Origin of the sequence: Pseudomonas antarctica, from assembly GCF_001647715.1 — a bacterium.
GTDB classification, from domain to species: Bacteria; Pseudomonadota; Gammaproteobacteria; order Pseudomonadales; family Pseudomonadaceae; genus Aquipseudomonas; species Aquipseudomonas antarctica_A.
Genome location: NZ_CP015600.1, coordinates 3,399,853 through 3,413,413, shown reverse-complemented (window position 1 = coordinate 3,413,413; position 13,561 = coordinate 3,399,853). Strand labels below are relative to the sequence as shown.

12 protein-coding genes are annotated in these 13,561 nt (G+C 59.8%); 4 read left to right on the top strand and 8 right to left on the bottom strand.

Features of this window, described 5'->3' with window-relative positions; translation table 11 throughout:
- Window positions 1-6 precede the first annotated feature (6 nt).
- The 4 genes from A7J50_RS15400 to A7J50_RS15385 are packed head-to-tail and all read right to left on the bottom strand — an operon-like array spanning window position 7 to window position 4,648.
- The gene (locus A7J50_RS15400) at window positions 7-528 is read right to left on the bottom strand and encodes a GNAT family N-acetyltransferase (protein ID WP_064452585.1); all 522 of its coding nucleotides are present in this window, start codon (window positions 526-528) and stop codon (window positions 7-9) included.
- The gene (locus tag A7J50_RS15395; RefSeq protein ID WP_064452584.1) at window positions 512-1,981 is read right to left on the bottom strand and encodes an efflux transporter outer membrane subunit; all 1,470 of its coding nucleotides are present in this window, start codon (window positions 1,979-1,981) and stop codon (window positions 512-514) included. The genes A7J50_RS15400 and A7J50_RS15395 overlap by 17 nt, the downstream gene beginning before the upstream one ends.
- On the bottom strand, window positions 1,978-3,546 hold the full coding sequence (locus A7J50_RS15390; protein WP_082895898.1) for a DHA2 family efflux MFS transporter permease subunit: 1,569 nt from the start codon (window positions 3,544-3,546) through the stop codon (window positions 1,978-1,980). Before A7J50_RS15390 ends, A7J50_RS15395 begins: the two co-directional genes overlap by 4 nt.
- On the bottom strand, window positions 3,539-4,648 hold the full coding sequence (locus A7J50_RS15385; RefSeq protein ID WP_064452583.1) for an HlyD family secretion protein: 1,110 nt from the start codon (window positions 4,646-4,648) through the stop codon (window positions 3,539-3,541). The genes A7J50_RS15390 and A7J50_RS15385 overlap by 8 nt, the downstream gene beginning before the upstream one ends.
- Window positions 4,649-4,746: 98 nt before the next feature.
- Here A7J50_RS15385 and A7J50_RS15380 point away from each other — a divergent pair, with 98 nt between their 5' ends.
- The 4 genes from A7J50_RS15380 (at window position 4,747) to A7J50_RS15365 (ending at window position 8,436) form a co-directional block, all read left to right on the top strand.
- Window positions 4,747-5,466, top strand: a complete 720-nt coding sequence (locus tag A7J50_RS15380; RefSeq protein WP_064452582.1) for a CerR family C-terminal domain-containing protein — start codon at window positions 4,747-4,749, stop codon at window positions 5,464-5,466.
- Window positions 5,467-5,746: 280 nt separating this feature from the next.
- Complete coding sequence (locus A7J50_RS15375; RefSeq protein WP_064452581.1) at window positions 5,747-6,211, top strand: hypothetical protein; 465 nt, start codon at window positions 5,747-5,749, stop codon at window positions 6,209-6,211.
- Between the two features lie 216 nt (window positions 6,212-6,427).
- Window positions 6,428-7,036, top strand: coding sequence for a LysE family translocator (locus tag A7J50_RS15370; protein WP_064452580.1), 609 nt, complete (start codon window positions 6,428-6,430; stop codon window positions 7,034-7,036).
- Between the two features lie 416 nt (window positions 7,037-7,452).
- A complete protein-coding gene (locus A7J50_RS15365; protein WP_064454949.1) occupies window positions 7,453-8,436 on the top strand; it encodes a GlxA family transcriptional regulator in 984 nt (327 codons plus the stop codon).
- On the opposite strand, the gene A7J50_RS15360 is transcribed toward A7J50_RS15365, so the two are convergent.
- The 4 genes from A7J50_RS15360 to A7J50_RS15345 all read right to left on the bottom strand — a co-directional run bounded on the left by A7J50_RS15360 (window position 8,411) and on the right by A7J50_RS15345 (window position 13,475).
- Complete coding sequence (locus A7J50_RS15360; RefSeq protein ID WP_064452579.1) at window positions 8,411-10,363, bottom strand: avidin/streptavidin family protein; 1,953 nt, start codon at window positions 10,361-10,363, stop codon at window positions 8,411-8,413. The genes A7J50_RS15365 and A7J50_RS15360 overlap by 26 nt on opposite strands.
- A gap of 145 nt (window positions 10,364-10,508) precedes the next feature.
- Window positions 10,509-11,855, bottom strand: a complete 1,347-nt coding sequence (locus A7J50_RS15355; protein WP_064452578.1) for an MFS transporter — start codon at window positions 11,853-11,855, stop codon at window positions 10,509-10,511.
- Between the two features lie 20 nt (window positions 11,856-11,875).
- On the bottom strand, window positions 11,876-12,697 hold the full coding sequence (locus A7J50_RS15350; protein WP_064452577.1) for an aspartate/glutamate racemase family protein: 822 nt from the start codon (window positions 12,695-12,697) through the stop codon (window positions 11,876-11,878).
- Between the two features lie 31 nt (window positions 12,698-12,728).
- On the bottom strand, window positions 12,729-13,475 hold the full coding sequence (locus tag A7J50_RS15345) for a hypothetical protein (protein ID WP_237140848.1): 747 nt from the start codon (window positions 13,473-13,475) through the stop codon (window positions 12,729-12,731).
- Window positions 13,476-13,561 lie beyond the last annotated feature (86 nt).

Genomic DNA, 13,561 nt, shown 5'->3' with positions numbered 1-13,561 from the left:
CCCCGTTTACGGCTTCAATTCAAGCGCCATCACCACCATTCCGATTTCAGCCAGGTCCGTACTGAACGGGATTTCGCCGACGCGTTCAAACCCGACCGTCTCATAAAAGCGCTGCGCATTTGCATTGGTTTTGAGCACGTCCAGCCACAGCAAGCGTTCCCCGCGCTGGGCGGCTTTTTCACGAATGAACTGCAACATTCGTTTTCCGTAACCCATCCCCGCGGCGGATTTCAGGAAGTAGATTTTCTGCAGCTCTGCGCCCACTTCACCGGTTAAAGGCGCAGGCGTTGACCAGTTGACCTTGGCAAATCCAACGGCCTTGCCACGTTCGTCTGAAGCAATCAGCCAGACCTGCCTTTCGGGCAATTCGAGTGACCGGCCCAGTGCACTGGCTGAGAAGTCTTGATCGAGGAAACCCTGCATGCCGGCAGGAGACCATAACGTCGAAAAATGTTCGCGGTAGGTCTCGCAACCGACTTCGCGCAGCGTATCAATATCGGCGTTAGTCGCTTCACGAATGTGGATCATGTGCTTCCCTGGTTGATGAGTTTGCAGCCCTTGACAGCGTCCAGCCTAACCCAAGCGCTTTATGCAGGGAGGCGAAATCCTTGAGCAACTCCGCATCCCCTGAAATCCGACTCTCTTGCGCCTGATAGCGTGTACGTTCCGCATCCAGCCAGTCGAGCGTGCTCGCCGTGCCGGCACGATAACGCTGGCGTGTCAGGTCGGCTGCACGCACTGCCGACGATTCTACATTGCGCAACAGCACGACATTCTGGCGTTGATGACCATAGCGCGCCAACGCCACATCCGCATCGCGCAGCGCACTCAGCACCACGCGCTTGTACTGCGCAAGCGCCTCATCACGTCCGGCCTCTGCGCCGTTGACACTGGCAGCAACGCGGCCGAAGTCCAGGGCGTTCCAGGTAATCCGCGGCAGGATCAACCAAGTGCCGTTGTCCTTGCGCGCAAGGTGCCCAGGGTCGCTGGCCGAAAAGGACAGGTCGCCCATCAGGCTGAGTTTGGGAAACCAATCGGCGGTTTTTTCGCCGATCTGCGCCGTGCTCGACGCCAGTTTGCGCTCGGCCATGCGGATGTCCGGGCGGGCCTTTAAGAGGGCCGCCGGGTCGGCAACGGGTACGGCGCTGGGGATGGCGGGCAGGGCGTGGGCGGTGGCGAGCTGGCTGTCCACGTCGCCGGGTTCCAGGCCACAGAGCAGGCTGAGTTGGTCGAGGGACTCGACGATGGCGGCTTGCAGTGGCAAACGCTGAGCCTGGGTGTTTTCGGCTTGGGTCAGTACTTGCTCCAGTTGCAGTTGCGAGGCTACGCCCCGGTCGCGGCGTTGCTGGGTGAGGTCCAGGGCCTGGTTTTCGATGTCGATGCTGGCTTCGACCAGCGCAAGTCGGGCTTGCTGGTCGCGCAGGTCGGTGTAGGCCTGGACGATTTCGGCGGCGAGTTGCACTTGAGCATCGGCCAGTTGCGCCTCGCTCGCGTCGGCTTCTGCCTGGGCTGCTTCGACGGCACGCCGGGTGCCGCCGAACAGGTCGGCTTCCCAACTGGCGTCGAAACCGGCGAGGTACAGGCTCAATGGGCCTCGGCCGCCGCCACTGCTGCCACCCAGTGCCGAGGTGTCGGGCGAGCGAAGTTTGAGCATTGCCGCGTCGCCCGTGACCTTGGGCATCGCGTTGGCGTGCGCGCCGCTGAGGCTGGCGCGGGACTGTTTTAAACGTGCCTGGGCGGTAGCTATGTCCGGGCTGTTTTGCAGGGCCTTGGCGACCAGTTCATTGAGTTGCGTATCGCCGAGTGTCCGCCACCATTGCGCTACTGCGGGCGTGGCCGAGGCAGTGTTATCGGCATGCGGCAAATGCCCGGCCGCCAGGGTTTTCGGCGCAACACTGGGCGCGCCATGGTAGTCCGGGCCTACGGTGCAGGCGGACAGCAGCGCGACGCTCAGGAGGACGGTAAGGGTGCGAGGAATCATCGTGGTACCGTGCGCTTTTTCAGGATGAAGATCAGGGGCAGGCACGCCAGCATCGCGAGTCCCAGTAGATAAAACGAGTCGTTGTAGGCCATCACCGAGGCCTGTCGCGCAATGTCATTGGCCAGTTGCGCAAAGGCTTGTAACTGTGAGGTGGACGCATCGCCGGTTTGTGCCAGGTAGCTGGCGGCGCTGCTCGTCATATGGTCCTGGGCCAATTGGCTGTTGGCCTGGATGCCTTCGCGCAACATGTCGTCGTGAAAATGGCTGCGCCGGTCCATCAGCACGCCCAGCAATGCCAGCCCGATGGTGCCGCCGAGGTTGCGCGACATGTTGTAGAGCCCGGCGGCATCACCGGCATCGCGGGTCTCCACCGAGCGCATCGATAACTGGCTGAGGGGCATCATCACCAGAATCTGCCCGAAGCCACGCAGCAGTTGGGACCAGACGAAGTCATGGCCGACGCTGTCCGTCGTGAGTGTGGTGTCGACGAAGCAACTGGCCCAATACAGCAACAGGCCGGCACCGACCATCCAGCGCAGGTCGTAGCGGCCGAGCATCCTGGGCAAGACCGGCATCAGCAGAAACGCCGGAATCCCCGACAACAACATGATGGCGCCCGCCTGTTGAGCGTTGTAGCCGGACACAATGCCGAGGAACTGCGGCACCAGGTACGCCGTGCCATAGATCCCGGCACCCACGGCGGTACCGATCAGCAGCACGCTGCCAAAGCTTTTGTTGAGCACCAGTTGCAGGCGCAGGATCGGTGTACTTGACCTGAACTGGCCGACGGCAATCAGGAAGAACCCGGTCACGGTGGCGATGCTCAGCCAGATAATCAGCAGCGAATCAAACCAGTGTTCACGCTGGCCTTCTTCCAGCACCACAGTAAGCGAACTCAGGCCCATGGCCAGGCCGAGAATGCCCAGCCAGTCGGCGCTGATAAAGCGTTGCAGGTTCATCCGTTCGGTTGGCAGGCCGGTGATCAGCAGGGTGATCAGGGCGACGCTGATGGGCAGGTTGAGAAAGAAACACCAGCGCCAGTTGATGTTTTCCGTGAGCCAGCCGCCAATCACCGGGCCCAGCAAGGGGCCGAGAATCACGGTCATGCCGAACATCGTCGTGCCGATCGCCAGTTGGTGCGGGGGCAGGCGGGTGCGCACGATGGTCTGGGCGGTCGGGATCATTGCGCCGCCGGCAAACCCCTGGCCGATGCGCCCGGCGATCATCGCGCCAAGGCTTGAGGACAGGCCGCAGAACATCGAAAACGCCGTGAACATCAAGGCGGTGCCAATCAGGAATCGGCGCAAGCCGAATACGCGGGTCAGCCAGGCGGCGAGGGGAATCATGACGATTTCCGACATCAGGTAGCCGGTGGCGATCCACGTGCCTTCGGTGCCGGTCGCGCCGATCTGGCCCTGGATCTGCGGCAGTGCCGAGTTGGTGATCGATACGTCCAGCGTCGCCAGCAAGGCGCCCAGCGCTCCGGCGGCGACGGCGATCCAGTCGGTCAGCGAGGCGTTGCGCGGCTTTTCTGCGACCGCATCGGCCATCAGCGCCTCAGCCATGATTGGCATCTGCAGCGTGGGTGCGGGTGTCGACTTCAACGGTCGCCGACAGGCCTGGCATCAATGCCGCACGCAGGTCATCCGGCACATCCAGGGCAATGCGCACCGGTACACGCTGCACGATTTTGGTGAAGTTACCGGTGGCATTCGACGGCGGCAGCAAAGCAAACTGCGCGCCGGTGCCGGGAGACAGGCTGTCGATATGCCCCTGCAGATTGCGCCCCGGCAATGCATCCACATGCACCGTGACGGACTGCCCGGGATGCATTTCGCCGATCTGGGTTTCCTTGTAATTGGCCGTGAGGTAAATCGCGCTGATCGGCACCACCGTCAACAGGCGGGTGCCCGGTTGCACGTACTGGCCGACACGCACGCCACGATCGGCCACACGCCCATCCAGCGGGCTGCGAATCACCGCATCATCGACATCCAGTTGGCTCTGCGCCTCACTGGCCTTGGCCACGCCGAGTTGCGCCTGTGCCTGTTTGAGTTGGGCCTCAAGCGTGCCGTTGCGGGTTTGGCTGGAACGCAAAGCCGCTTGTTTGGCCGCCACGGTGCTGCGCGCTTGAGCTAATTGGTTGTTGAGTTGCGCCAGGCGCTCTTGCGGCTCGGCGCCCGAGCGGGCCAACGGCGCGTAGCGCGCAACTTCGGTTTGAGCATGTTGCGCATCGGCTTGTGCGCCTTGCAATTGGGCGCGGGCCTCGGCGATGGTCGAGTCCTGTTGCACCAGGTCGGCCTGGGCTTTGGCGTAGTCGGCATTGCGTGCGGCAATCGTGGCCGACGCTTCATCGCTGACCGCCTGGTACTTGCGCGCATCCAGGCGCACCAGCACGTCGCCGCGCTTCACGTTCTGGTTGTCGCTGACCAGCACGTCGGCCACATAGCCGTTGATCTTGGGTGCCACGCTGATGCTGTCGGCTTGCAGGTAGGCGTCATCGGTGGTCTCGATGAAGCGCCCGGTGAGCCACCACCAGGCGGCCCAGCCCAGGCCGATCAACAGCGCGACGGTGGCAATGCCCAGGAGTATGCGTCGCGCCTTGCTGCGCTGGCCATTGACGGTGTCTTCAGGAATGACCTGAGGGGAGGGAGGTGCAGCGGACATCGGGTCACTCCAGTTTTATAACGGATGGAATAAATTCTATTTTTCGCGAATTTTTGTCAACTGGTATATTTTGGTCCGGTATTCGAAAGGAGCTGCACATGGCACGACATAAACCAGCCGCCGAAGGTGGCTACCAGCGTGGCGAAGAAACCCGCGCGCGCATTGTCGAAGCGGCGGTTGCGGTGTTTGGTGAACGCGGTTACGACCGCGCGTCCACCCGCGACATCGCCACGGCGGCCGGGGTCAATGCACCGGCGATCCAGTATTACTTTGACGGCAAGGAAGGCGTTTACCTGGAGTGCGTCGAGCACTTGATCACGCTGTTGTGGCGCAAGATGGCGCCAAGCGTGGAAGCCGCCGAAGGCGCGCTGGCCGATGCAAAGGCGGACGATAAAACCTTGATCGACGTGTCGTTAGGCATTTTGGGCACTGTGGTTTCGACCATTCAGGACAGCCCACAGACCACCGCCTGGCGCGCGTTTCTGGATCGCCATCAGGCAGGCTTGTGCCCACAAAGTGCGACCACCGCTTTTGAAGACCGTTTCAAGGCGCGAATTGGTCGCGTTATCCGCCAACTGATCGCGCGCCTGGCCGGCTTTGCAGTGGAGGACGAACGCACAGTGATTCATTCCATGGCGCTGTTCACCCAAGGGCTGGCGTTTCGGGTGCAGAAACCCAAGTTGCTGGAAGCGCTGAACTGGGCCGAGGTCAATCAGAAGGAAATGGAACTGGTGCGCGACGTGGTGCTGACACAGGCGCGGTTTACCCTCGAAGGGCTGGTCAGGCAGCGCGATGTGCGAGGCGAAGCCGCTGATTGATCAAGCACTGCAAGCCCTCGGCGGTATCGTCAGACGACCGCCAACGCTTACGCACTCTGCCGAGCAAGGCGGACCCTGTGCCGCCCAGGTTTGCGTCCTTGCGCAAGGCCTGGATGACGCAAGAATTGTCGTGGTTAAACCGCCGAATACGCGGCGAAAACCGGCCAGCCGTTGTGAAATGTTGTGAAGCGTGAAGAATGGCCCTTTGCCCATGCTAACGTCCGCGTCGGGGTATCGTCAGCACGACGATTTCATTCGTTCCATTGAGGGAGCAGCGCCGATGTCTACTACCGTAACGCCCACGGCCGGCGGGCCGAACACTCCAAAGTCCTCACCGTCTACGTTCGATGACAAGTTGAACATTGCCAAGTCCAGCAAGGTCATTGCCGACTATATGCGCCAGACGGGCAAGTCAGCGATTACCAAGCAAGAGCTGACGCAGTTGGCCAACAATACCTCCGGTAAGGTGCCCACGGAGGTATCCGACGCTGCCAAGTACATGGAGCGCCATCCGGATGTGTTCACCGCCATCGAAACCCACGACGTGGCCGGTGCCGATAACCTTTCGGGGGTGTGGAACTTCGATTGGGCCGCCAATGGCGGGTTGAACGGCACGTCGACCGACGCCATTGCCAAAATGCAGGACACGTTCGATTTCGCCATCGCCAAGTCCGCGCAAATTACCGAGATTTCCACGGGTAAAAAAGCCGAACTGGACTCGACCAAGCAACGGCCACAAAACTGAGCCAGGTGTGTTGTCAGCCAAGATAAACGGCTCCCGGTGCAGTCGTCGGGAACCGTTTCCAGTCGAGGTGAAGCCTCGTTATCCGTGGTAAACCTGATGGACTATTTTTGACTAGGGCCAAAGTGTATTCCTCGATCCACCCCTAGCTGTACGGGGCGGTTGTGACCGCAACCGACTACTGTCGCAGGCATACCATCACCGCTTGGATGCCGCGCCATGTTCATGTCTACCAGCCTGCTGTCAGCCTTTGTGCTGTTTGCCTTCGTGTCTTCAATTACCCCAGGGCCCAACAACACGATGTTGCTCGCGTCAGGGGTGAATTTCGGGTTCCGCCGGTCGATTCCCCATGCGTTGGGGATCAGTATTGGTTTCATGCTGTTGGTGATATCGGTAGGCCTGGGCCTGGGTGAAGTGTTCAAGCTCTTCCCTTGGGCCTACACCGTGTTGCGCTATGTGGGCGCGACGTACTTGCTGTACCTGGCGTGGAAGATTGCGACGTCCGGGGGCATGTCCGACAGCAGTGGTGAGCACGGCAAGCCCATGACCTTTTTAGGCGCAGCCGCATTTCAATGGGTCAACCCCAAGGCATGGATCATGGCGCTGGGCGCGATCACCACCTATACGCCGGCTGAGGGTTACGTGACCAACGTGCTGGTGATTGCCTTGGTGTTTGCAGTGGTCAACTTGCCCAGCGTGTGCGTATGGGCAGGCTTCGGCACCGGCCTGCGTAATGTCTTGCGCGAGCCACGCTGGATAAGAGTGTTCAATTGGTCGATGGCCGGGTTGTTGGTGTTGTCGTTGTACCCGATGCTCTTTGTCAGTTGATCGGGTGCGTCGATGACCCCGCAAGCGGCCCGGCCGGTTTCGGGGTCACACCGGTGAGATGGTCGCCAGCAAGCCAATGCCGATGGTCAACACCAAAAAGCCGAACAGAAAAATTGCCATCTTGGTCATAAGGCCTCCGAAGGGAAGGGGAGCGACGGGAATGTCGGGATGGCGCCCATTGTCCGCTTCGGCGTCATTTCGATACAGGCGCAGATAGCAAAGAAAAAACCGTATCAGATGGTCCGACAACTGCGAGGTTGCGGGGCCGAAAGGCCGGCGGTTTTCTAAAGATCAGGCATTACCCTTCGCGGCAATGCACTGGGACAGCTCCCGCATTTGCCCCTAAGATAGCGCCCACTGCATCAACAATAAGAGTGGGCCAACCCTCGATGGAAAGACGCCAGTTCAGCGGTGGCATGCAAGGCAAGAACCTGCGCTACCTGAATGAAAACGCCCAGCCGCCGTCGCAGGTCACGCGCGTCGGGTTTTTGCTGCTCGAACACTTCTCCCTGCCCGCATTCACCCAGACCCTCGATACGCTCATCACCGCCAACCTGCTTCGCCCCGAGCTGTTTGCCACCCGTACGTTTGGTTGCGGCGATGGCGAAGTCATCAGCGACCTGGGCCTGGTGATCCGCCCCGATGCACGCCTGGCGCTGTCGGTGCTGCCGGACCTGGACTTATTGGTCGTCTGCGGCGGCTTTCGCACCGAACTCAAAGCGGGCGACGATTTTATCCATCTATTGCGCAGCGCCGCCGAACAGGGGGTCAGCCTCGCCGGTTTGTGGAACGGCTCCTGGTTCCTGGGCCGCGCCGGGCTGCTGCAGGGCTATCGTTGTGCTATCCACCCGGAGCATCGCCCCGCGCTGGCGGAAGTATCCAAGGCCGCCCAGGTCACCAGCGAACCCTACGTGATCGACCGCGACCGACTGACCGCGTCCAGCCCCTCGGGCGCTTTCCACATGGCCCTGGATTGGATCAAAGGTTTGCACGGCAAGGCGTTGGTCGAAGGCATCGAAGACATCCTCGCCTTCGAAGAATCGCGCTACCGACGCATCAAACCGACGGAAAATGTCTGCGTCAGCGCGCCGCTGCGTGAAGTGGTCAAACTGATGGACGCCAACCTCGAAGAACCCCTGGAGCTGGACCAACTGGGCGTTTACGCCGGCCGCTCGCGCCGCCAGCTTGAGCGACTGTTCAAAGAGCAACTGGGTACCACACCGCAACGCTATTACATGGAACTGCGTGTAACCGAGGCGCGGCGCTTGTTGCAGCACACAGAGCTATCGCAAGTGGACGTGCTGGTGGCGTGCGGGTTTGTCTCACCGAGTCATTTCAGCAAGTGCTATAGCGCGTATTTCGGGTACAGGCCGTCTAAGGAAAAGAGACTGGTGAAATAGTGCGGATGAAACTCAACGAAGAAATCTTCGTTGCGAGGTAGGCCTGTGCAGGGGTAACTGGCGAACTTGCCAATACCAGTAAATTTAACGTTTGCCCCATAAAGTCCAAGGTGCCGCACAGTGTTGAAACGGTTTCGTCCTGTGTATTTGTTACGGTCAAGCTAACGGATTGAAACGCGAGCTTGCTGGTGACTGCATTGATGTCGGTAAAACCGGTGAGTTCGACAGCGGTGCCAGTGTCGCTTGTCGTTAAATAGCCTCGAACAACCCCGAATCGATGTCGGCTGTCAGCCTCAACAATCAATGACAGGGTCGTTTTATCGAGTGCGACCCAGTGGCCGGCTAACGCGTTTTTGATCGGTATCGATTCGATCGGGTCAAAGGATGTGGTCAGGGGTTGCTTTGCCACTCGATGATAAACCAGCTTGTCGAGGTAGTTCCCGCGGTTCGCGAAGTCAGGAAAGTCACTGGATGCGACCAACAGGTGCGACAGTGTCAGCACATCACCTCTATCGTCAGTACTCAACTGCCCGCTCAATCCCGAGACCCAGTTCCAACTTGGATCGCTCGTTTCCTCGCCAAGGTCGTGCCACTCAATGGCCAATGCCAACGGCTGATTTTTAATGCGCGAGGCACCTGCCCCCGATGCAAATCCGCGGATTGCGTAGTGGCCGGTTGAGCCTGTTGAAGATTGATAAGTGCCGCAGACTTGCCGGTCCAAGACGTTCAGGGTCATCAATGAGCCATAGTCGTTCTGCCAGGTGCCCGCGACCGAGACAGCTTGACTGGCAACACCGGGCAGGGTGGTCCTCCCGTTGAGCACCGTTCGTTCGCCGGGGGCGAAGCGCCGCGAAGAAGATTGCGTAATGATTTGCGGGCCATCAGGGCGATTGAATAGCCAGACGCCCACCGGTGACAGGGAGTAAACCGTGTTCGAGCATTTCACCACTTGGTATTCATACACCGTGTAGCAATGCTCCATTACCACTGACCCCACCAGCACCAGGTCGGTGAGACCCAGTGCATTGAACTGTGGCAGCACCTGACCTTTTTGCGGACCTTCTTCGGTCAGGCAGTTGTAGAGATTGGCTCCCAATGTGATTTCGCCGTCGGCGAATTTCAGCACAACGTCAGGTTCGCCTCCCTGGGCAATACGGGCCAGTGTCTGGCGCATCAATGTATCGTCGCCCTTGAACCGCGAAGAACCGGAATCGATAGCGAACTTGATATTGGAGGCCAGTTGTTCTGTGCCGACTGAATAAGACTTGAGTTCGGTCGACCAGATGTATTCAATCCCGGGTAATGCGGTGTAGACGGACCAGGGTAAAAACAGACGTGGGCCCTGGGTTTTTAGAGGGTCGACGGCGCCCATTTCGCAGGTGCCATTGCGCTCATGACTGTTCCAGTCAAACGCCACAAAGGGGTAGGCCGGGGACAGTTGCCCCTCACGCATCAATGCCTGGAGCACAAACGAGTTGCGACTTTCTACATGCGCACTGCTGCAAGGCAGGCCCAGTGCGCCGTCCCAGTCGAGCTGTTTGAATTGCTCACCCTCATAACGTGCGGCTAAAAACAGCTGGGTGTCCAACCGAGCGCCTGCAGGCGTAGTCAATACATCTGAAGCCGTCTCGACCTGCATCGTGCCCCATGGGCCAAAGCTGTAAGGCCGACGCAGGCAATCGGTAAAACTGAAGGTGCTGGACGCTTCAACGTCAAAACGGCCATCAGCGAAATGCACACATTGATCGTCCGGGCAGAGCGTTGATGTGACCCAATTGATATTGGTGCCTGAGTCGATGGCGAACTTCAGCATTTGCCCTGGCGTGCCGAGATTGAGCGTGCAGTACCAGGGCGAGGCGCCGTTGTTCTGAAAAGGCCCGCGCTGCATGGGGAAAACCAAGCGGCCGGGCGGTGGGGTGTTGTCCATGGGAACTCCGTTTCCAAGGGGCATGTGGGGCTCCCGACTGATGTCGGGAACCGGATAAGGAGCCTATTCAATCTGATAGGGCAGCCCGCGAATGCCAGCAACTCGACCTTGGATCAGTCGGATTTGACGGTGAAGCAAGAGGGCTTCAACGCAGTGCTTCGCCTTCCGTTTCGGGAATAAACGCGGCGAGCACCATCGTGACCAGCAGGAATGCGTTGATGATGGTGGTGGTCAGGTTGAACGAGGAGCCATAGGCGATCAGCGCACCGATCAGCGATGGCGCCAGCACGTTCGCCACGCGCTGGGCGGAGATGGCCCAACCGTACCCTGCTGTGCGCAGGGCGGTCGGATACAGTTCGCCAATCCAGGTACCCCATACACCCCAGGCGCCGAGGCTGAAAAAGGCCAGGGCGAAGTTGCTCAGGTAGAGCATCTCCAGGCTCTGGGCGTTGGCGAAGCCGTAGCCGTAGCCGGCAAGGACCGCTGCGCCAATAAAACTCATGATGACTTTTTTACGGCCCAGTCGTGCAGTCAAATAAGACGCTGCCATGTAGCCCGGAATCATGCACAGCGCCGACAACGCAATAAAACCGTAACTTTGCGGCAGGCTCAGGCCGCGTTGCTGGAGCAACGTCGGCAGCCACGTTTGCAGGCCCCAATAACCCCACGAAAACGTAAAATTAACGGCTATTTGCAGCAGACTGACTTTGAGCAGGCCGGCACCGAACATATCGCGCTGGCGACCTGACGTCGTACGATCAACCTGCAGCTCGCAACCCTCAGGTATGAGCACCGTGCCTTGGCTCAATGTATAAATTGTTGCCTTGGCATCTTCCTGACGCCCCACTGACGCCAGCCAGTAAGGCGACTCCGGTACCCAGCGCGCCACAGCAATCGCCCATAACCCGCCGAGCGAACTCAAGACGATAACGGCGCGCCAACCGTACGGCAGGAGCCACACGGTGGCGCCCAAAGCCAACAACATTCCGATCGGCCAACCCGAGGCGAGATACACCGTCAACGCGCCGCGATGGCGCACCGGCAGCAGCTCCTGGAAATGCGTAAACGTCACCACGATCATGCCCACGGCCGCTACTCCGGACAGCAATCGCAGGGCATACAAGGTGGAATAATCCGGTGCAAACGCGCTGGCCAGCGAGATCACCCCATAGCTGCCAAGGCTCCAGATAATCGCGCGCTTGCGGCCGATGTGCTCGGCCAGCTTGCCCCAGGCCAACGCACCCAGCAGCATGCCGATGAACATCGCGCCGATCAGATGGCCTACGGCGAGTGCATCCAGGGAAAAGTCCGCAGCAATCAGCGGCGCGGTGTAGACGATGATCATCATCTCCCACGCCTCAATCGCAAACACCAAGAACAACACCAGACAGCACCGCAGGTGGTTACGCGTTAGCGGAACGTCTCTGAACACATCACCCACATTGCGATTGAGCGCCGCCGTGTTTTGTAGCGTCGAGGGAATATCACTCATGGTGGCTATCCTTTTTATGGTCAGGCTTTGATGCGATTACCTATGGGCGCGGGGCCCTGGAACAAGCCGAATCGTTCGATTTCGGCCTCGGGTGGCGGCTCACAACTGCCCACTCGGCTTGGGCGCCAGCCAAACCTGCGTTTCATGCCGGCCATGGCTTCGGCCACTTTGAATGCCGCCACCACCGGGTCTATCACCGGTACGCCGACTTCCCGCTGCACCTCCTCGAAAAAGCCGAATTCGATGGTGCAGCCCAGGATGATGGCCTCGGCGCCGTCATCTTCGACGGCGCGCCTGGCTTGTTCGATGATCTTGCGGCGAGTCACCGCGTGGTCTAGCTGGAACTCATCCACGCCCATGCCCAGCGGTCGCATTGACGCCAACCTGTCGCCGGCACCGTAGCTTTGGACGAGGCTGCGCATCTGCTCGATCCATTTGGTACGGCCGACAATGATCGAGTACCGATTCGCCAGGTGCGCGGCCACTTGCAGGCTGGCCTGGCAGGGGCCCACTACCAGTGTTTTACCGGAGAGTTCGCGGGCATCCGCCAACGCCGGGTCGTAAAAGCAGCCCAGCACCAATGCATCCACGCCCGACTGTGCACAATCGCGGGCGATGCGTACGGTGCGTTCATAGGTGAGGGCCTCATAGGCGCGGTATTCCAGGTGACTGGGGCTTGAGGTCATGTCAAACGACACGACCTCAACCTCGGTGGAAGGTTGTTTGATGCTGTGCAGCAGCTCGGCGATAGGGGCGTCGAAGGTCGGGCACCCGATCGGGTTGAGCCAGCGCACGATGACCGGCATGTCATGTGGCGCAAGCGTGCTGGTAGTGCTGTCCATACGGTATTCCTCATAGATGAGTGGAGTGGCGCTAGAAAAATTTCACCAGTGCCATGGTCAAGCTATTGGAACGGGGCAGGTTGTCGCTGTGGTAGTAATCGAAGTTGAAGTTGGTCGACAGGTAGAACCCCTGTTTGCTGAAACCTGTGTAGGTCATCGCCGGGCCGATTTTGCCTTGGCGCGATTCCTTGAAATCCGAGGCCGTACGATTGTTGATGTGATAGGCGTGATGCACGCCGAGCCATAAGTCATCGGTCACCAGGTACCCGGCCGCAATGTTTGCAAACCACAAGCTGACACCGCCTTGAAGCCGAGTGGGGTCGCCGTCGCCAAGGTCGGTAGCGTGACGATTGCGCGCGGCGTAATGGATGCCGACCGGCGTGAATGTGGCGGCGAAACGCCCTACACGTAGATAGTTGGCGACGCTGAAACTGGCACCATAGCGGTTGGCAAAAGCGCCATACCCCGTGCCTTCATCGTTGCCGTTGGGAAACTCCAGCGAAAGGGTTGGGTTGACCCAGAACGTGGTGAAGTCGTCGGAACCGTATTCGCTGGTGGGTTCTACCGCGTTGTAGTAATAGGCCAGGCCCAGGTTGGGGGAGGCGACCCCCCACGAACCATTGCTGCGCGTGCCATTGGTGCCGGTGTAACCCGCATCGGCACCGACCCAGAACTGCAACTGATCGCGCTGCGTTCCGGTAAAACCGGTTTCGGAGAAGTACGCCAGGACCGTATTACTGCCCGCACGCACGTCGCCATCTTGGGTGCGACTGAACACGGGGAAAGACTCCAGTGCCCACTTTCCGGGTACTCCCGGCTGGGCGAATCCAATGAACTGATCGCCCTGTGCCGAGGGTGTGAATC

Excerpts from the sequence above, each read along its gene's own strand:
- A7J50_RS15400 (WP_064452585.1), bottom strand. The coding sequence starts at position 528 with ATGATCCACATTCGTGAAGCGACTAACGCCGATATTGATACGCTGCGC.
- A7J50_RS15395 (WP_064452584.1), bottom strand. The coding sequence starts at position 1,981 with ATGATTCCTCGCACCCTTACCGTCCTCCTGAGCGTCGCGCTGCTGTCC.
- A7J50_RS15390 (WP_082895898.1), bottom strand. The coding sequence starts at position 3,546 with ATGGCTGAGGCGCTGATGGCCGATGCGGTCGCAGAAAAGCCGCGCAAC.
- A7J50_RS15385 (WP_064452583.1), bottom strand. The coding sequence starts at position 4,648 with ATGTCCGCTGCACCTCCCTCCCCTCAGGTCATTCCTGAAGACACCGTC.
- A7J50_RS15380 (WP_064452582.1), top strand. The coding sequence starts at position 4,747 with ATGGCACGACATAAACCAGCCGCCGAAGGTGGCTACCAGCGTGGCGAA.
- A7J50_RS15375 (WP_064452581.1), top strand. The coding sequence starts at position 5,747 with ATGTCTACTACCGTAACGCCCACGGCCGGCGGGCCGAACACTCCAAAG.
- A7J50_RS15370 (WP_064452580.1), top strand. The coding sequence starts at position 6,428 with ATGTTCATGTCTACCAGCCTGCTGTCAGCCTTTGTGCTGTTTGCCTTC.
- A7J50_RS15365 (WP_064454949.1), top strand. The coding sequence starts at position 7,453 with ATGCAAGGCAAGAACCTGCGCTACCTGAATGAAAACGCCCAGCCGCCG.
- A7J50_RS15360 (WP_064452579.1), bottom strand. The coding sequence starts at position 10,363 with ATGGACAACACCCCACCGCCCGGCCGCTTGGTTTTCCCCATGCAGCGC.
- A7J50_RS15355 (WP_064452578.1), bottom strand. The coding sequence starts at position 11,855 with ATGAGTGATATTCCCTCGACGCTACAAAACACGGCGGCGCTCAATCGC.
- A7J50_RS15350 (WP_064452577.1), bottom strand. The coding sequence starts at position 12,697 with ATGGACAGCACTACCAGCACGCTTGCGCCACATGACATGCCGGTCATC.